This is a genomic window from Acinetobacter gerneri DSM 14967 = CIP 107464 = MTCC 9824 (assembly GCF_000368565.1).
Classification (GTDB): domain Bacteria; phylum Pseudomonadota; class Gammaproteobacteria; order Pseudomonadales; family Moraxellaceae; genus Acinetobacter; species Acinetobacter gerneri.
In genome coordinates this window covers 193,674-210,760 of record NZ_KB849537.1, presented here as the reverse complement: position 1 = coordinate 210,760, position 17,087 = coordinate 193,674, and the positions used below count along the sequence as shown (strand labels likewise).

Below are 17,087 nucleotides of genomic sequence, written 5' to 3'. Positions count from 1 at the left end.
TATCTTGCAAAGTTTCACAAAAATATTCTATATCTCAGTAAGACAACATAAAAAATAGCAGCCTATGGAAACAGACATCCTTCATCTTTTGATTGCCTTAGCTATTGGGGCTTTGATCGGTACAGAACGTGAATATCGTAGTAAATCGGCAGGGCTTCGAACCATGATTATGGTGAGTTTGGCTTCGTGTTTATTTACCATATTGTCTATAAAAATCGGCGTCGCAAATCCTGATCGCTTGGCAGCCAATATCCTGACAGGTCTAGGTTTTCTAGGGGCGGGCGTTATTTTTAAAGATGATAATCGTATTTCTGGGATTACCACTGCGACCACGATCTGGATGGTTGCAGCGCTTGGAATGGCAGTGGGTGCAGGATATATTTTACTTAGCCTGTTCGGGACTTTTATGGTTTTGGTGGTGTTGGTGCTTTTGGTTTATGTGCAAGATAAAATTGAAAATGTTCACCAATCACGTAGTTATCGAATCGTTTGTGAATATCAACAAGAAACCTTAGATCGTTATGAAGAACTATTTAAAAGCTTTCAAATGCACGTGATTCGAGGTGTACAAAATAAAACAGAAAAACAAATTACTGGACGTTGGATTTTAATCGGATCAGCGCAAAATCATAAACGATTAACAACATATTTATTAGCAGATACAGAAATTAGAGAACTGAGTTTTTAAAACATTATTTTTAATAAGATTGTTTTAAAGATAAAACTCAGCAACTTGGAGGCAGCATGAGCACGGTTGTAGACAGAATTGTTCAATATAATCAAGGTCGTAATCCACAATTTCTCCCAATGAAATATAAACTGATGGCGAGTGGCGCGTTTCGGTTTTTCCGTGGCAGTTGTCATTTGTTTTATGAGGATCTCTCCCAGAAACAAACATGGCAGGATGCAAATAAAACATGGATTTGTGGCGATCTGCATGTCGAAAATTTTGGTTCTTATCGCAGCCATAGCAAAGTTGTGTATTTCGATCTAAATGATTTTGATGAAGCAGTTTTGGCTCATCCGACATGGGAAATAGCACGCTTTTTGTGTAGTGTTTTTTTGGCAGGTCGAGAGCTAGATTTGAGCGATCAAGCTTTGAAAACGATTGTTGATTTATTATTTGATGAATATATCAATGCCTTAAAAAAGGGCAAAGCTTATGCCATCGAAAAAGAAAGCATTCAGGGGATATTGAAAAAATATATTAAAAGTGTCGAAACCCGTGATGAGCTAGCATTTTTAGATTCAAAATCAAAATTGCTTAGCAATCAAAAAAGAGCATGGATTATTGATAATAAAAAATATTTTGCGATAGAAGATAAAGTCAAAAAAGCGCAACTTATCAATTATTTTTCAGATTATCTCAATACCCTGAGTAGCACCCAAGCGAAGAATTTTGAGGTGCAAGATGCTGCGATACGTGTAGCAGGCACAGGCAGTATCGGATTAAAACGTTATGTGTTTTTGGTCTATCAAAATGACAGTCAAAGTTTTAGTTTGTTTGATGTCAAACAAGCACAAAACTCGTCATTAACGCTAACGCCATATATCAAGTTAGAACAACCCAGTTGGAAAAATCAGGCGGAAAGAATTCAAACCATTCAAGAGTATATGGAATATGTCACCCCAGGTTGGTTGTCGCGAATCAATATAGATGAAGAACATTTTATCGTAAAAGAATTACAACCTGAACAAGACAAAATGGATTTTAGTGCCTGTAAAGACAAGCCGAAAAAGCTGACCGATGCTTGTCACTATATGGCTCGTTTGGTTGCATATTCACAGTTACGTTCGGCAGGTCGATCGGGATCTGACAATATTGATAGTTTAATTGAATTTGCAAATAATGCAGGGCAATTCAAAGCACAATTACTCGATTATGTTTATAATTACTATCTTCAAGTGCTGGACGATTTCTCAGAATTTTCCCAAGCATATAAAGATTCAAAATCCAAAATCTCTGGATAATAAGGTGTTGCATGTCAAACGAACTTGAAATTATTGATCTTAAAGTAGGTGAAGGCAAAGAAGCGGTAAAAGGTGCTTTGATTACTACACACTATACAGGTTGGCTTGAAGATGGAACCAAATTTGATTCATCTATAGATCGTGGTAATTATTTTGAATGTGTGATTGGTACTGGTCGTGTGATTAAGGGCTGGGATCAGGGCATTGTTGGAATGAAAGTCGGTGGTAAACGTAAATTGATCGTTCCTTCACACTTGGCTTATGGCGAACGTAAAATGGGCAATATCATTCCAGCCAATTCAAATTTGATTTTTGAAATTGAGCTTTTTGATGTCAAAACACGTGATGAGTAATTTTCAAAGAACTGTATAAGCAAAAATAAAGCCTAATCTGGCTTTATTTTTTTATATAGATCAAGAAGTAAACGGAAGTTATGCATTGAAATCAACAATGATCATTTAAAATATCTCTCCTATTACAGTTCTTCATGTCATCATTTCTTTGTATTGTGAAGGTACTATGAGTATGAGGTTAAGGTCTGTAAGTATTTTAAATTAATAAAATTATTGTTTGGTTTTAAGATTGGTTTCAGCTTTATAAATTATAAATTAAGCTTCAAATTAACTGGATATTTTATTCATATAAAAAGTTTCATATTTTCGTTGTGAACTTTTTATAAAATATCGATATCTGATTGAATCAAGATGATGAGCAATAGTTATGGTAACTCGTTTTTTTAAACCCGCAGTTTTAGCTTGCCTTTCCGTGTTGGCAATGTCAGTCAGTGCTGTTGTCCAAGCTGAAACGACTGTTGCGGACCCTTCGACTTTAACGATTATTGGTTATCATGAGATTACGGATAAAAAAGATGCCTTGATTCCTCAGTACGCCATTACCCCGCAACAATTTCAGCAACAAATATTATGGCTGAAAAAAAATGGGTATAACTTTGTCAGCGTAGATCAATTGATCAAAGCACATAGCGGGACTTACAAACTTCCGAGTAAGCCTGTCATGATCACTGTTGATGACGGTTACCAGTCATTTTATAAAAGCGCTTATCCAATTGTAAAAGCCAATAAAGTTCCAGTGGTTTTGGCAGTTGTCGGAAAATGGCTTGAACCTAAAGAAAATCAAAAAGTTCAATTTGGCGATGAAGTGATCAAGCGTAGTGAGATTTTATCTTGGTCTGAAATTAAAGAAATGCAAGACAGTGGTTTTGTTGAGATCGGTAGCCATAGCTATGATTTACATCATGGTGTTGTAGGCAATCCTCAAGGAAACTCAGAACCTGCTGCAACCACTCGTATTTATGATAAAAAAACCAAAACATACGAAAGTGATAAGGCCTATGCAGCCCGTATTTATAATGATTTAAAGAAAAATAATGATGCGATGAAAGCGCATGGTATCCGTAGTCCACGTGTGATGGTTTGGCCTTATGGTCGTTATAATATGCAAACAGTCGATATTGCAAAAAAACTGGGCATGCCGATCACGATAACCTTGGATGATGGTGCCAATAATGTTAAGCAATCATTGGGTCATCTCAATCGAATTTTAATCGAAAATTCAACTTCTCCAAGTGATATTGGTGATGATATCCGTACTCGCTCAATGGGTTTGACGGATAATAATCGTCCACAAAAGATTATGCATGTAGATATCGACTATATCTACGATAAAGACCCCGTACAGCAAGAGAAAAATCTAGGCTTATTACTTGATCGTATCATTGCGATGAAAGTGAATACGGTTTATTTACAAGCATTCTCAGATCCTGATGCTGATGGTTCTGCGGATATGGTGTATTTCCCGAACCGTTATATTCCAATGCGTGCTGACTTGTTTAACCGTGTTGCTTGGCAAATCCAGTCTCGTACTCAAGTCACTCGTCTATATGCTTGGATGCCTTTGATGGCATGGGATTTACCAAAATCAAATCCTGCTTCAAAACATGTCGTAGTTACGCAACAAGCCAAAAATACTGATCACTTAAATATGGGCTATAAACGTTTATCGCCTTATTCACCTGAAGCACGTAATGTGATTAAAGGTATTTATCAGGATTTAGGTAAATCATCGACATTTAATGGTATTCTATTCCATGATGATACGACGCTTTCTGATTATGAAGATGCGAGCCCAGATGCTTTAGCGGCTTATAAGAAAGCTGGCTTATCAACCAATTTAGAGGCAGTACGTAAAGACGATAAAGCGTTGTCGAAATGGACTGCATTTAAAACCAAAACCATAGATGATCTTGCTATGCAAATGGCTGGTGAGCTTCGTCTATATCAACCATATCTTGTGACTGCCCGCAACATGTATGCGCAAGTTGCTCTCAATCCTTATTCTGAAAATTGGTATTCTCAATCTTTAGAACAATCGCTAAAACGTTATGATTTTACAGCGATTATGGCAATGCCTTATATGGAGCAAGCACCAGATAAAGACAAATTCTATTCTGATATTGTCAATCGTGTGAAGAAATATCCACAAGGTATAAAGAAAACTGTATTTGAACTTCAGGCTTTGAACTGGAGAACAAATCAACCTGTTCCATCGGAAGAAATGGCAGATACGATTAAGTCATTGTACAAACAAGGTGCGATGCATGTTGCCTATTATCCAGATGATCCATTTAAAAATCATCCAGATCCTAAGGTTATGCGTCAAGTTTTTGATTTACAACCTAATCGTCTGATTCCGTAGAAGGAATTTAAAATGACGTCCTTACATTATTTTTGGCATTCAGCACTGAACTTTGTGTTTTTCTACCCATTGTTCATGTCTTATCTATGGATGATCGGTGCGCTGATTTTCTATAGAAAAGAACGCAAAGAGCCTCCTTATCAAGAACCTGCAGCTTTGAGTAGTTATCCCAAAGTTGCAGTCTTGGTACCGTGTTATAACGAAGGGGACAATGCTGAAGAGACACTGACCCACGCATTGGCTTTGCAATATCCAAATTTTGAAGTGATTGCGATCAATGATGGTAGTTCGGACAATACTGCCGAAGTGCTGGATCGTTTAGCTGAAAAACATGAAAAATTGCGTGTTGTTCATTTGGCTCAAAACCAAGGTAAGGCAATGGGCTTACAAGCAGGTAGTTTGTTGACCGATGCTGAGTTTCTTCTCGGTATTGATGGCGACGCTTTACTTGATCCGCATGCCGCGACTTGGATGGTTCGCCATTTTCTTGAAGATGAAACTGTTGCTGCTGTGACAGGGAATCCGCGTATCCGTACACGTTCAACTTTGATTGGGCGTATTCAGGTCGGTGAATTTTCATCTATTGTCGGTATGATCAAGCGTGCTCAGCGTAGTTTTGGACGTTTATTTACTGTTTCTGGTGTGATCACTGCCTTTCGTAAAACTGCCGTTCACGAAGTGGGCTATTGGTCACCTGATATGTTGACTGAAGATATTGATATCACTTGGAAACTTCAGCGTGCAGGTTGGGATATCCGTTTTGAGCCAAATGCATTGGTTTGGATTTTGATGCCTGAAACATTCAATGGTCTATGGAAACAACGTTTGCGTTGGGCTATGGGTGGCGCTCAGGTGTTGATTAAAAATATTGATGTATTGGTCAAACCAAAGCTCAATTTTTTATGGCCTTTGATGATTGAATTGATTTTAACTTTGGTTTGGTCTTATTTGATGCTGATCATGACCATCATTTGGTTATTACATTTCATTATTCCAATCCATGGCATCATGGGTGAGGGAATTAGCTCTCCTTTTTTACCTTATGGCAGCGGAATTTTGTTAGGTGCGACCTGTTTAATTCAGTTTGCTTTAAGCAAATGGATGGATAGTCGTTATGAACCGAATCTATTTAAAAACTATTATTGGATGATTTGGTATCCATTTGTTTTTTGGTTGATTACGGTAACGGCAAGCATTATTGCATTTCCAAAAGTATTGCTCCGTGGTGATGGTAAACGTGCGCGATGGGTCAGCCCAGACCGTGGTGTTCGAATAAACGATTGATGCTATGAGTAAAAATAAAAAGATGAAATCAAATAATTTGATTATCGACTTGCGCCGTAAATTGCCGTGGCATAAACGTTATGCAACCACGACCAGTACTGCGATGATGTGGGCATGCTGGCTGTTCTTATGGCGACCAATCATGCTGATTATCGGGTTGATTGGTCTGCAAAAACCGCATTTGGTGCATGAAGTATTGCATGCTTTTGGTGTTGGTGTGCAGCATGGGATTACTGCATTACTGGCATGCGCAGTTGCATTACTACTTTGGAGTCACTTTATTCCTTCAAAAACAGTGATACAACCAAAGCGCAAAGATACTCAAGATTATGCTGATTATTTTGAAATTCCTGTTGAGCAAATTGAGCAGGGACGTAGTCAGAAAATCAGTACAGTACATCATGATGAACATGGTCGTATCACCTTTGTAGAATAGAAATTCACGTGAATAACGTCCCACTTAGGTGGGATTTTTGTTTATTGGAATGAGTGAAAACTCAACTTGATTGGAAAATTGTAAAAGATGGCAAAATTAAATGCAGCAGAAAGTATTCGAGGGATTGCCTGCTTGGCTGTGGTTTTTTCACACCTGAGTTTGAGTTTTTATCCTTATCTGCATCATTTTGATACCAGTGAGAAACCTGAAAATCAATGGGTGTATTTAATACACCATTCACCTTTTGGTTTTTGGTACTCTGGTACTGCTGCTGTATTTGTTTTCTTTGTTTTAAGTGGATTTGTACTCAGTTTTAGCATCTGTAAGAGTAAAAATATTCCCAAAAAAATTGAAATTATGGCGATAAAACGCTATCCGCGTTTGGCTATACCCGTATTTTTATCTTGTATTATTGCGTGGTTGGTCAAGAGTACTGTGCATGTAGATGCTTCCGCAGTAAATATGTGGTTTCAAGATTATGCTCACCAAGTTATTCCTTTAAAAACAGCACTGTATGAAGGAACAATCGGTTCTTTTTTATTTGCAGCAAGTGATTCAAACTGGGTGCTCTGGACGATGCAAATCGAATTATTTGGTTCATTTGTGTTGTTTATTTTATTATTTTTAAAAAATATCAATCTCACATTATTCTTTATTGCTTCTGTGATCTTTCCAGTTTTGGCTTATATGAAAGATCTTACTTTTTTCTACGGTATCTGTAGTTTTATCATCGGCATTTATACTTATTTATACGGTAAAAGTATTCGATTTATCTGGGCAGTACCAATGTTTTTGTTCGGACTGTATTTGGCGGGGGCACATAATAGCAGTCATGCCTATGCTTGGATCGCCAAATATTTGGGTGGAAATACCTATGATTTCTGCAACTTTTTATCTGGGTTTTTCATCGTCTATAGTGTCCTCATGTCAACAAAAATGTCTGAGATTTTAGATCAAAAAATATTTGTTTGGCTCGGAAAACTCTCTTTTTCTATTTATTTATTGCATATGGTACTGATGTATTTGGTCTGTGTTCCTGTCTTCAATTTTTTGTTGCACCATACTACACTTGGATATGATCTATCGGTATTGATTGCCATATCAATATTTATTGTGGTGACATTGTTGTTGTCAGATCTTTATAGTCGTTATGTCGATCATTTTGCGATAAATGTCAGTAACCGCATCGCAGATTTATTGATTAAAAAATAGTGGAAATGGCATCTAAATTACGCATCGCGTAATTTTGCTTGCTGTTAAATTTTTCTGAAATATTTATACATAATTTCAGCAATTTATTTGATTTGGAAAGTTGAAAAGTAAAGTAAATATCGCAAATATACGCATTCACTTAAATTGCCTAAATTGATCGTATGTTTCTCAAAAAATTATGTGTCGTGTTAAGTTTCATCAGTATTGTGAGTCATGCCCAAGCGGCACTTGATCCGGCACAGCCTTTGACTGAAGCCCCTCCAATGAGTTTATTTGAAAGTTGGAATAAGCCGATTGCTCCATTTCAAATTTTCAAAAATGTATATTATGTTGGGACTGAAAATTTATCTTCGATTTTGATTGATACTGGCAAAGGATTGGTGTTGATTGACGCAGGGATAGATCAATCTGCTGAGCAGATTAAAGGCAATATTGAGCGCTTAGGATTTGATATAAAGAATGTGAAATATTTGTTGAATAGTCATGCTCGTTTAGATCAAGCTGGTGGCTTTGCAAAACTTAAACAATGGAGTGGTGCACAGCTTGTCGCAAGTCCTGAAAATGCCAAGATGCTTGAAAATGGCGCAGCGACAGATTTTGCTTTGGGAGCACAGTTGCCATTTCCACCAGTGAAAGCAGACGTGATTTTAAAAGATGGCGAGTCTATTCATCTGGGGCGTCAGACATTTACTGCACATGCAACACCCGGACATTTACCTGGTTCAACCTCGTGGACGACTAAGATTCGTAAAAATTTTAAAACATACAATCTAATCTACGCTGATAGTTTATTTACAGGTGGATATTACTTGATTAATAACAAAAATTATCCAACGATTGTGAGTGATATTGAAGGAACATTTAGTAAACTTAATGCAATTCATGCGGATATTTTTTTGGCAAACAAAGCCGATCGTTTTGATATGTTAGCAAAATTAAAACGACTACAAGCTGGCGATCAACAGGCTTTTATTGATCCTCAAGGTCTACAAAATTATGTCAAAAAAGGGCAGGATGATTTTGAAAAACAATTGCAACAACAATTAAAACAATAAACGCTAAAATAATTTTTAATGAGGTGTAAGGTTCAGAGAAAACTGATCATTCACCTCATTAAAAAAACTATTTATTGAAAAATGATCTACAATAAAAGTTGAAGTTAACAATTTTTTCTTGCGCTACATACTTCGAATAAGGGGTGTTCTAAGCTATGTTGAAGTTGATTGTTGTGATCATTGTTGTGCTTGTTCTGTACATGTTATGGAAGAGGTCTTTTTTGCATAAAATCAATCAAAACGATGATCAGCAGCATCGAAAATATATAGATTTGGTGAAAAATAACGAAAAAAATCATGAAAAAATTGTTCAAAACCAAACACAGCAAAATGAACAAAATTTACCGCCCATCAATGAGGAAGAACAAAGGTTATTCGATGAAGTTGCTCAATTTTTCTTTGCTGAAAAAATCAATAATCGTGTCTATCAAAATGCAGAGCAAATCCAACATCATTTTTTGAAAAATATGCCAGCGAGTACACTTAGCCAAATAGAAAAACATGATCTGGAAGAATGGTCGATCTATTGGAGTTTTGCTGAACAATCACTTGAATATTATGTTGGAAAATATGGCGTATTTTATGCGCATGTGGATCGATTTGGTGTCGAGCATAAGTACGAGATGCTCGACAACGAGCATCTACTTTAAGTTTAAGCTGATTGCTAAGTTCGCTTTTCTATAAGATTTTCGAAATGCTTAATTGTTATAGTTTATGCAATAAATCTTGCATATAGATAATAACTATTTGAATAATAAAATTACTTTCCTTTGAAATTGGAAGCACGCCGTTCAAGCATTGCTTTTACACCTTCAACTGCATCTTCAGATTTGAGTAAAGGATCTAGTAAACTTTGTAAATTGTGAAATGCTGCTTCAGGGCTTTGTAAAAATGCTTGATGCGCCGAAGCAAGGGTTGCTTGAACTGCTAAAGGAGCGGCACTTGCAATACGTTCTGCGAGTTCTAAAGCACGTATTAGTTGATTATTTCCAGAAACTATTTCAGTGATCAAGTTCATTTCATAAGCATTTTCAGCATAGAACATGTCACCTGTTAAGATATATTTCATGGCTTTTGCCCAACCTGCAGCTTGCACAAATCGCACAGTTGCGCCACCAAAGGGGAGGATGCCACGTTGAACTTCAATTTGTGTGAATTGTGTATTTTCATTGGCAACGACGATATCAGCATTCAGCATTAATTCGATGCCCGCGGTATAGCAGTAGCCTTGCACTGCAACGACTAGCGGTTTAGTTCTTTGACGGCCGACCGTTCCCCAAGGATTGATCTGGTCATTTGAAAAGTTAAAAACGCCATCTTGCAATTTGGGTTGCAACTCAACCAAATCCAATCCTGCAGTAAAATGCTCACCATGCGCAAAGACTACCGCACAGCGCAGTTCTGGATTGTTTTCAAACTCAGTCAAGGCAAGTGATAAATCACCAATCATATAACTATCAAACGCATTACGCTTATCTGCACGATCTAAGCCAATTAAATAAAGATGCCCACGTATTTCACGTGAAACTTTTCCTTGAGAAGATGACATTTTTATACCTTTTTCATTTGATTATTTGAGTAGTGTGGATCTACTAATAGCGCGTAAAGATCTCAGCTGTCAAATCTCTATTGTGAGTAACTGTTCTTGTATAAAAAACATTAAATTTTAATTTAATTTTCTGATAATTTTTTTCATAATAGCCACTCCTTGCCCACATAAAATATCCTATGTCTCCTTTAGAAATTTTTTCTGTCATTATTAGTATTATTGGTGTGGCATTGACCATAAAAAGAAATATGTTGTGTTGGTGGTTTAACTTCTTAGCCTTTGTTTTATATGCTTATATTTTCTATGAAGTGAAGTTGTATGGTGAAACTATTTTACAGTTCTTATTTATGATCGTGAATTTTTATGGTTTTTATCATTGGTTGAAAGGAAAACAGCAAGACCATGAGATTCGTATTGAACCTATCACGAAACAACTTGTGATTATTCAAATGATTATGGCTGCAATAGGCGGTGTTATTTTTGGATTGGTTTTGCATAATTTTACAGATGCAGCAATCCCAATGCTAGATTCTCAGTTGGCTGCGTTTAGTTTGTTGGCAACTTATTGGACCAGTAGAAAGCATACTGCAACGTGGGTACTTTGGGTTTTTGTTGATACTATTTATGTGGGAATGTTTATCTACAAGGATTTGTATCCGACAGCATTCTTATACGCTGTATTTGTTGGAATGGCAGCCTTTGGATGGTGGCAGTGGAGCCAGGTCAAAAAGAAACAAATCAGTCAAAATGGCTTGGTGTCTTAATTGATTCGAGATTGTGGAAATGTTAATCGATTTTAACCAATTTCAGTTTAAAAAATTTGATGAAATGGTGAGTAGAATTAAAGCTCATCCTCAGGATTATATCGATTTTGATTCTGTATCAGATTTTTATAAGGCTGATTGGCTCGCGGCATTTCCACAAGGCACAACATGGTTTGCAACAGGACTTGATAATGGCGCTGAAGAGTTTTATGCCCAAATTGAGTATCGACATAAAAAATTAACAATTCATGTAAAAACTGGTGAAATTGCAATCAAATCTATGTGAAAAAGCCAATGACGTTAACAGTATTCCTTGCTTCAATATAGTTAAATATTGAATCTTTTAAGATTTTCAAAATGAATTGCAATTTAAATAATAAAGCAAAGGAATAAATAATGACGCATAGATTTACTGTGAAAGCACAAATTCATAATGTTTCAATTGATGAATTTTCAAAGCTGGCTGCTGATCCAGTTATGCATGAAAAAGTTGCTAAAAGAATCCCTGGGGAAGATATTCAAATCCATGAATCTAAAATAGAAAATTCAATTTATACCTTAAAACGTAGCTATAATTTAGAAGTAAATATTCCCGATATAGCCAAAAAACTTTTGAAAGATGCTTTCCGTTTAAAAAGAACGGATATTACTGATCTAAACTCGTTGAGCTCAACAGTAGATTTAGGGGCAAATATTCCACTAGAAGCACATTGTGAGCGTTTAGTCACAGGTGATCAGCAACATTTAAATATTCAATTAATATGGGTTGTTAAAGTTAAATTGCCTTTAATTGGTGGAATGCTAGAAAAGCATGCTGAAAATGAAATTCGACGTTTTAGTGAAATAGAAATTGCGATCGTAGAAGATGAATTGAAAACTCAACTTAATCGACATTAATCACGAAAAAAATCCCTAAATTTTAGGGATTTTTTGAAACTATCTTTAAAGTTTCTCAAAGTGTTGGCGGTAATAAAGTGCCGCCAAACATGAGATGAAGACGATAAACCAAATATAATACATTGCACCAATATTGCTGTATTGGCTTAACCATTGTAATAAAGGTAAGGTCAAACCACCGACAATGGCATAGGCGACATTATAAGAAAAAGAAATGCCAGTAAAACGAATTTGGGCAGGGAACATTTTCACCATACTGTAGGACACCATGCCGACAGTTCCTGAAAATAATCCGAGTAACATATATAAAACGACGATATTGGTATCTGAGGCCATACCCAAACTTTGATAGAAAATGGTTGCAATTATGCCAACGGCAATTGAACCAAATAACATGATTTTTCCAGCACCAAAACGATCGGCCAATAATCCTGCCAAGATACAGCCAAGCATTTGCATAAGGATTGCTGCACTTTGCATTTTAAAAGCATCAGCACGTGCGAAACCAAAACTACCACTCAGTAAATTTGGCATCGCTAAAATGATCACAACCACGCAACCTGTCAAGAACCATGTAAATAACATGCCAATCATGACTGCTGTTTTATGTGAAGAAAGCACCTGTTTCACTGGTAATTCTTTACTTAAGGCTTTGCGCTCTTGCATCGCTTTAAATACTGGTGTCTCCTTAAGATACATACGTAAATAAAGGGCAATTAAACCAAAGATACCACCGACAATAAATGCAATTCGCCATGCCCAACCATGTATCTCAATTTCTGTAAATTTCACAGAAATCCACAGCGACATCAGTGCACCAAGCAAAATCCCCAAGGATAGGCCAGCAGTCAATAAACCATTGGCAAAGCCTATACGTTTTTCTGGGACATGCTCAGAAACAAAAGTCCAAGCTGCGGGAATTTCACCACCTATGGCGATCCCCTGAACGACACGCATCAATAAAAGTAAGATGGGTGCAAAAATCCCGATGCTGGCATAAGTAGGCAAGATACCGATGATCAAGGTAGGAAGTGCCATTAAGAGTATAGATAATGAAAACAACTTTTTTCGACCAAGTAAGTCGCCGAAATGTGCCATCACAACACCGCCTAAAGGGCGGAAGAAGTAGCCTGCAGCAAAAATACCATAGGTATTTAACATTGCCCAAAAAGGGCTCAATGTGCTGGGAAAAAATAGTTCAGAAATAATTTTTGCGTAGAAAACGTAGATCACGAAATCATAAAATTCGAGAGCGCCGCCGAGTGAAGACAAACCGAGGGTACGTTTGTCTTCGTTAGATAAATATTTTTTTGCTTCCATGCTTTATGTATAACCCAAAATTTAGATGAATATCTTAACTAATAGATGGTAATAATATACAGAGTTCTTTTATAAATGTGAAATTTCACAGAAATAGTAAATAAAAAATAGGTTCCTTTTTTAAAAATATATTAAGTAAAAGTTAATAAATATATAAATTATGAATTAATTATGGAGATATAATTTAGTAAAACTAATCTGTGTGTTCTGGAATGTGATGTATTTATCATAATTAACCCTGATTTAGATTGTGATTTTATTGATTAGGCGTTAAAGTAAAAAAAATCAAAATTTGAATTTATAAAAAATCAGAGTCCCCAAAAACACATGAAATTTTATTTGGTTAATTTAACCGAAAAAGCTCATCGCTTCATGAATGAAAGTGTGATCATGAGCTGGAATAATATAAACAAGACGATATTGGTACTTGTTTTAGGGGGATTCGACCATTTGTTGTGGGTATTCTGGTGTATATATAGTTATATGCATCCATCATTACAAAAATGGATTAATGTTGAAAACTTTCACTATCTAATCTATTTATTGATTTTGAATACAGGTATTTTATTTTTACTTATCTTACCTACTTATTTTCTTAGACATAACGTTTTTATAAAAAAATATATGCCATATATTGCGATATGCTTTTTCGCATGTACATTTATTCATGGTGGTTATGTTATCGGGATTATGAGTCCTACGACCATTGCAGGATACATTAGTCTCATTAGTGTGGGATTGGTACTTTTTGAAAGGAAAATCATATATATAGTCTTTATTCCTGTAACAGTTTTTCTTTTGGGCGCGATTTATCTAAGTAATATTGGTGCAATGAGTTATGCACCTTTTTTCAGTGATGCACTGAATCAGAGTGTGTTATACCAAAATCAGTATTGGATATATAGCATGATGTATTTATATATTCCGATATTTTTTGCCAGTATTGTTTTGTTTGAAATTTTACTGATCCAATGGAAAAATAGAGAACGAACAATAAATGAAATAAGCTTGAAGGATCCACTCACTGGTATTTTTAATCGTAGGCATATTAGTTTGAATCTAAGCCATTTTCATGATGAAGGTAATTCATATGCTGTGATATTGCTAGATTTGGATTATTTTAAAAGTATAAATGATCGATTTGGGCACGAAGCTGGCGATTTGGTTTTAAAGAAAGTTGCAAAAATTTTAAATGGTCATATTTCTGAACATGATTTTGTCGGTCGCTTTGGTGGCGAGGAATTTATTATTGTTCTTTATCAAAAGGATCTGAGTGAAGCTATCGAAATTGCTGAACGTATTCGTAATGAGATAGAGAAAAAATCAGTTTATATAGACCGTAATCTTTCATTCAATTTTACTGCAAGTTTCGGAGTCGCATTATCTGCTGAAAATCTATCTAAGGATTGCGTTATACGTCTAGCTGATCAAGCATTGTATTTGGCTAAAGCGAAGGGGCGTAACCAAGTTTGTCATTACCTCGAAGTATCGGTGCTTGAAAATTAATTTTATAAATAAAATGAATATTCAAATAAGATCGTTAGAATTTACTTTTATAAAAACTCTTTTAAAATAAAAATATCAATTCAAACAAGGCAGAGTAATGAGTGAGATTTTAACAGTTGCGCAAAAAGGCGAGGATATTTTAAAGATAAAAGCTACTCCTGTCACAGCATCTGAATTTGGCTCAGATTGGCTGTTTGAGTTTGCGAATGCTTTAGAAGCAACCATGCTTGAAAAGAATGGTGTTGGAATCGCAGCACCACAAGTCTATATTTCAAAAAGAATCATCATCGTTGCATCTCGACCAAATCCCCGTTATCCAGATGCTCCAGAAATGGATGCAATCGTGATGGTCAATCCTGAAATAGTATCATTTTCAAGTGAAAAGAATGTTGGAGAAGAAGGTTGCCTAAGTGTGGCAGATCAGCGTGCTGAGGTTGAACGTGCCACAAATATTCAAGTGAAATATCAAACATTGGCAGGGGGAAGTGTTCAACAAAATTTTAGTGGTTTTCCTGCTCGGATCGTACAACACGAAGTTGATCATTTAGACGGTATTTTATTTGTTGATCGAGTTTAGTTGTATTGTTGAAGTGCATTGGCTGAATTTTAGCCTAAGTGCCAATATTTGAATTTGAACAATTTTACTTCGTTTTAAAAATATATTTCCTGATCATTTTTGAAGACAGGTATAATCAACTTAAATGTAAATTTATAGGCAGTATCTATGAAAGCTGAAATCTATCAAGGAAAAATTAAACAGTACCATGCAGATAGAGGTTTTGGTTTTATCAGTGGGCTAGACGAGGATATTTTTTTCCATATCTCAGATTTTCCACTTGAAGAAGGTGAGCCTAAGCGTAATGAACGGGTGAAATTTTCGATTGTTGAAAATCAAGGTAAATTAAAAGCTGTGAAGATCGAACGTGTTGAAGACAATTCAGCAAAAGCGAAAAAGACGCGTGTGGTTGAAAATAATAAGTCGATTACCAGTGCTTTGCTAAATAATTTTAGAAAGTGATGGATTTAAACTTTTCTTTGTGACGTAATTTTTTTTGTTTTTTCACTTGAATAATATTTTTAAATCTTTCCAAACCCCTCTTTAAAAAAAGAGGGGGGAATGTCATGTATCTAATAAATTATGCTCTAACCTTTCCCTTTTTAAAGTTAGGGGTTGTTATGTAATTCATTTGACATACGAAGGCTGATAGAAATAGAGATCAGACTCTAGGTGAATTGGGGCTAAAAGTTTTAAGATTTGATAACAGGCAAGTTTTACAGGAATTGGATGCTGTAATACAAGCTATTTATGACAGGTGTTATCAGCAATTGGAATCTCCTTGAATTAAGAATCCCTCCCAACCTCCCTTTAAAAAAGGGAGGGGCTGTCACCTAATTCTTTGGATACGCGCAGTTTCTCTCTTTTTCAAAGAGCGGTTAGGGGAGATTTAAAAAATCAAGAAATCGAATCGTCCAAATTCGGCATTAAGCAACATTTGCATTATCCAATATTTAGTCTTTATATCTTGCAAAATTGATTACAACTATACGGAAATTAATTATTATAATGATTTGAATTTTATGATTATTTAAAAATGAAACCATACAATAAAAAATTAAAACAAGCTTCACGTGATTTGAGAAATAATATGACGGAGGCTGAAAAGTTACTTTGGTCAAGATTGCGTTATAAGCAAATTTTAGGATTACAGTTTTATCGGCAGAAACCTATTCTAAATTTTATAGTTGATTTTTATTGTCCATCAGCAAATTTAGTCATCGAATGTGATGGTAGTCAGCATTATACAGCTGAGGGGGTTAAAGGCTGATAGAAATAGAGATCAGACTCTAGGCGAATTGGGGCTAAAAGTATTGAGGTTTGATAATAGACAAGTTTTGCAGGAAGTGGATGCTGTAATACAAGCTATTTATGACTGGTGTTATCAGCAATTGGAATCTCCTTGAATTAAGAAGCCCTCCCAACCTCCCTTTAAAAAAGGGAGGAGCTGTCACCTAATTCTTTGGATACGCGTAGTTCCCCTCTTTTTTCAAAGAGGGGTTAGGGGAGATTTAAAAAATCAAGAAATCGAATCATCCAAATTCGGCATTAAGCAACATTTGCATTATCCAATATTTAGTCTTTATATCTTGCAAAATTGATTACAACTATACGGAAATTAATTATTATAATGATTTGAATTTTATGATTATTTAAAAATGAAACCATACAATAAAAAATTAAAACAAGCTTCACGTGATTTGAGAAATAATATGACGGAGGCTGAAAAGTTACTTTGGTCAAGATTGCGTTATAAGCAAATTTTAGGATTACAGTTTTATCGGCAGAAACCTATTCTAAATTTTATAGTTGATTTTTATTG

18 protein-coding genes and 2 pseudogenes are annotated in these 17,087 nt (G+C 35.6%); 18 read left to right on the top strand and 2 right to left on the bottom strand.

What is annotated here, in order from left to right; translation table 11 throughout:
- The first annotated feature begins 64 nt into the window (after nucleotides 1-64).
- From F960_RS02675 to F960_RS02635, 9 genes are all read left to right on the top strand, one after another.
- Nucleotides 65-688: an MgtC/SapB family protein gene (locus tag F960_RS02675; RefSeq protein ID WP_004857163.1), complete on the top strand. Its 624-nt coding sequence runs from the start codon at nucleotides 65-67 to the stop codon at nucleotides 686-688.
- Nucleotides 689-744: 56 nt separating this feature from the next.
- Nucleotides 745-1,971 (top strand): DUF2252 domain-containing protein, encoded by a 1,227-nt coding sequence (locus tag F960_RS02670; RefSeq protein ID WP_004857161.1) that lies wholly within the window; start codon nucleotides 745-747, stop codon nucleotides 1,969-1,971.
- Between the two features lie 11 nt (nucleotides 1,972-1,982).
- A complete protein-coding gene (locus F960_RS02665) occupies nucleotides 1,983-2,324 on the top strand; it encodes an FKBP-type peptidyl-prolyl cis-trans isomerase (RefSeq protein WP_004857158.1) in 342 nt (113 codons plus the stop codon).
- Between the two features lie 367 nt (nucleotides 2,325-2,691).
- Nucleotides 2,692-4,686 carry a poly-beta-1,6-N-acetyl-D-glucosamine N-deacetylase PgaB gene (pgaB, locus tag F960_RS02660; RefSeq protein WP_004857154.1) on the top strand — a complete coding sequence of 665 codons (1,995 nt, stop codon included), beginning with the start codon at nucleotides 2,692-2,694 and terminating at the stop codon, nucleotides 4,684-4,686.
- Nucleotides 4,687-4,698: 12 nt separating this feature from the next.
- Nucleotides 4,699-5,970 carry a poly-beta-1,6-N-acetyl-D-glucosamine synthase gene (gene pgaC / locus F960_RS02655; RefSeq protein ID WP_004857151.1) on the top strand — a complete coding sequence of 424 codons (1,272 nt, stop codon included), beginning with the start codon at nucleotides 4,699-4,701 and terminating at the stop codon, nucleotides 5,968-5,970.
- A 22-nt stretch (nucleotides 5,971-5,992) separates the two neighbouring features.
- A complete protein-coding gene (gene pgaD / locus F960_RS02650; RefSeq protein ID WP_004857149.1) occupies nucleotides 5,993-6,406 on the top strand; it encodes a poly-beta-1,6-N-acetyl-D-glucosamine biosynthesis protein PgaD in 414 nt (137 codons plus the stop codon).
- Nucleotides 6,407-6,493: 87 nt separating this feature from the next.
- Nucleotides 6,494-7,618, top strand: coding sequence for an acyltransferase family protein (locus tag F960_RS02645; RefSeq protein ID WP_004857146.1), 1,125 nt, complete (start codon nucleotides 6,494-6,496; stop codon nucleotides 7,616-7,618).
- Nucleotides 7,619-7,779: 161 nt separating this feature from the next.
- Nucleotides 7,780-8,673, top strand: coding sequence for an HARLDQ motif MBL-fold protein (locus F960_RS02640; protein ID WP_004857142.1), 894 nt, complete (start codon nucleotides 7,780-7,782; stop codon nucleotides 8,671-8,673).
- 221 nt (nucleotides 8,674-8,894) lie between these two features.
- Nucleotides 8,895-9,323: a hypothetical protein gene (locus F960_RS02635; RefSeq protein ID WP_004857140.1), complete on the top strand. Its 429-nt coding sequence runs from the start codon at nucleotides 8,895-8,897 to the stop codon at nucleotides 9,321-9,323.
- 110 nt (nucleotides 9,324-9,433) lie between these two features.
- On the opposite strand, the gene F960_RS02630 is transcribed toward F960_RS02635, so the two are convergent.
- A complete protein-coding gene (locus F960_RS02630; protein WP_004857137.1) occupies nucleotides 9,434-10,222 on the bottom strand; it encodes a crotonase/enoyl-CoA hydratase family protein in 789 nt (262 codons plus the stop codon).
- A 179-nt stretch (nucleotides 10,223-10,401) separates the two neighbouring features.
- On the opposite strand from F960_RS02630, the gene pnuC reads away from it, so the two are divergent.
- The 3 genes from pnuC to F960_RS02615 all read left to right on the top strand — a co-directional run bounded on the left by pnuC (nucleotide 10,402) and on the right by F960_RS02615 (nucleotide 11,883).
- Nucleotides 10,402-10,986 carry a nicotinamide riboside transporter PnuC gene (pnuC, locus tag F960_RS02625; protein ID WP_004857131.1) on the top strand — a complete coding sequence of 195 codons (585 nt, stop codon included), beginning with the start codon at nucleotides 10,402-10,404 and terminating at the stop codon, nucleotides 10,984-10,986.
- A gap of 19 nt (nucleotides 10,987-11,005) precedes the next feature.
- A complete protein-coding gene (locus tag F960_RS02620) occupies nucleotides 11,006-11,272 on the top strand; it encodes a hypothetical protein (RefSeq protein ID WP_004857128.1) in 267 nt (88 codons plus the stop codon).
- Nucleotides 11,273-11,382: 110 nt separating this feature from the next.
- Nucleotides 11,383-11,883, top strand: coding sequence for a DUF2505 family protein (locus F960_RS02615; protein ID WP_004857127.1), 501 nt, complete (start codon nucleotides 11,383-11,385; stop codon nucleotides 11,881-11,883).
- A gap of 45 nt (nucleotides 11,884-11,928) precedes the next feature.
- On the opposite strand, the gene F960_RS02610 is transcribed toward F960_RS02615, so the two are convergent.
- On the bottom strand, nucleotides 11,929-13,203 hold the full coding sequence (locus F960_RS02610; RefSeq protein WP_004857123.1) for an MFS transporter: 1,275 nt from the start codon (nucleotides 13,201-13,203) through the stop codon (nucleotides 11,929-11,931).
- A gap of 390 nt (nucleotides 13,204-13,593) precedes the next feature.
- On the opposite strand from F960_RS02610, the gene F960_RS02605 reads away from it, so the two are divergent.
- From F960_RS02605 to F960_RS21715, 6 genes and pseudogenes are all read left to right on the top strand, one after another.
- Nucleotides 13,594-14,709 (top strand): GGDEF domain-containing protein, encoded by a 1,116-nt coding sequence (locus F960_RS02605; protein ID WP_035374117.1) that lies wholly within the window; start codon nucleotides 13,594-13,596, stop codon nucleotides 14,707-14,709.
- Between the two features lie 97 nt (nucleotides 14,710-14,806).
- Nucleotides 14,807-15,286: a peptide deformylase gene (gene def / locus F960_RS02600; protein ID WP_004857118.1), complete on the top strand. Its 480-nt coding sequence runs from the start codon at nucleotides 14,807-14,809 to the stop codon at nucleotides 15,284-15,286.
- Between the two features lie 147 nt (nucleotides 15,287-15,433).
- The gene (locus F960_RS02595) at nucleotides 15,434-15,727 is read left to right on the top strand and encodes a cold-shock protein (RefSeq protein WP_004857115.1); all 294 of its coding nucleotides are present in this window, start codon (nucleotides 15,434-15,436) and stop codon (nucleotides 15,725-15,727) included.
- Nucleotides 15,728-15,918: 191 nt separating this feature from the next.
- Nucleotides 15,919-16,050, top strand: a pseudogene (locus tag F960_RS21720) (DUF559 domain-containing protein); the annotation flags it as partial.
- Nucleotides 16,051-16,301: 251 nt separating this feature from the next.
- Nucleotides 16,302-16,671 (top strand): annotated as a pseudogene (locus tag F960_RS02590) (endonuclease domain-containing protein).
- 252 nt (nucleotides 16,672-16,923) lie between these two features.
- A partial coding sequence (locus F960_RS21715; RefSeq protein WP_004857110.1) for an endonuclease domain-containing protein occupies nucleotides 16,924-17,087 on the top strand: 164 nt, incomplete at its 3' end.

Excerpts from the sequence above, each read along its gene's own strand:
- F960_RS02675 (WP_004857163.1), top strand. The coding sequence starts at position 65 with ATGGAAACAGACATCCTTCATCTTTTGATTGCCTTAGCTATTGGGGCT.
- F960_RS02670 (WP_004857161.1), top strand. The coding sequence starts at position 745 with ATGAGCACGGTTGTAGACAGAATTGTTCAATATAATCAAGGTCGTAAT.
- F960_RS02665 (WP_004857158.1), top strand. The coding sequence starts at position 1,983 with ATGTCAAACGAACTTGAAATTATTGATCTTAAAGTAGGTGAAGGCAAA.
- pgaB (WP_004857154.1), top strand. The coding sequence starts at position 2,692 with ATGGTAACTCGTTTTTTTAAACCCGCAGTTTTAGCTTGCCTTTCCGTG.
- pgaC (WP_004857151.1), top strand. The coding sequence starts at position 4,699 with ATGACGTCCTTACATTATTTTTGGCATTCAGCACTGAACTTTGTGTTT.
- pgaD (WP_004857149.1), top strand. The coding sequence starts at position 5,993 with ATGAAATCAAATAATTTGATTATCGACTTGCGCCGTAAATTGCCGTGG.
- F960_RS02645 (WP_004857146.1), top strand. The coding sequence starts at position 6,494 with ATGGCAAAATTAAATGCAGCAGAAAGTATTCGAGGGATTGCCTGCTTG.
- F960_RS02640 (WP_004857142.1), top strand. The coding sequence starts at position 7,780 with ATGTTTCTCAAAAAATTATGTGTCGTGTTAAGTTTCATCAGTATTGTG.
- F960_RS02630 (WP_004857137.1), bottom strand. The coding sequence starts at position 10,222 with ATGTCATCTTCTCAAGGAAAAGTTTCACGTGAAATACGTGGGCATCTT.
- pnuC (WP_004857131.1), top strand. The coding sequence starts at position 10,402 with ATGTCTCCTTTAGAAATTTTTTCTGTCATTATTAGTATTATTGGTGTG.
- F960_RS02620 (WP_004857128.1), top strand. The coding sequence starts at position 11,006 with ATGTTAATCGATTTTAACCAATTTCAGTTTAAAAAATTTGATGAAATG.
- F960_RS02615 (WP_004857127.1), top strand. The coding sequence starts at position 11,383 with ATGACGCATAGATTTACTGTGAAAGCACAAATTCATAATGTTTCAATT.
- F960_RS02610 (WP_004857123.1), bottom strand. The coding sequence starts at position 13,203 with ATGGAAGCAAAAAAATATTTATCTAACGAAGACAAACGTACCCTCGGT.
- F960_RS02605 (WP_035374117.1), top strand. The coding sequence starts at position 13,594 with ATGAGCTGGAATAATATAAACAAGACGATATTGGTACTTGTTTTAGGG.
- def (WP_004857118.1), top strand. The coding sequence starts at position 14,807 with ATGAGTGAGATTTTAACAGTTGCGCAAAAAGGCGAGGATATTTTAAAG.
- F960_RS02595 (WP_004857115.1), top strand. The coding sequence starts at position 15,434 with ATGAAAGCTGAAATCTATCAAGGAAAAATTAAACAGTACCATGCAGAT.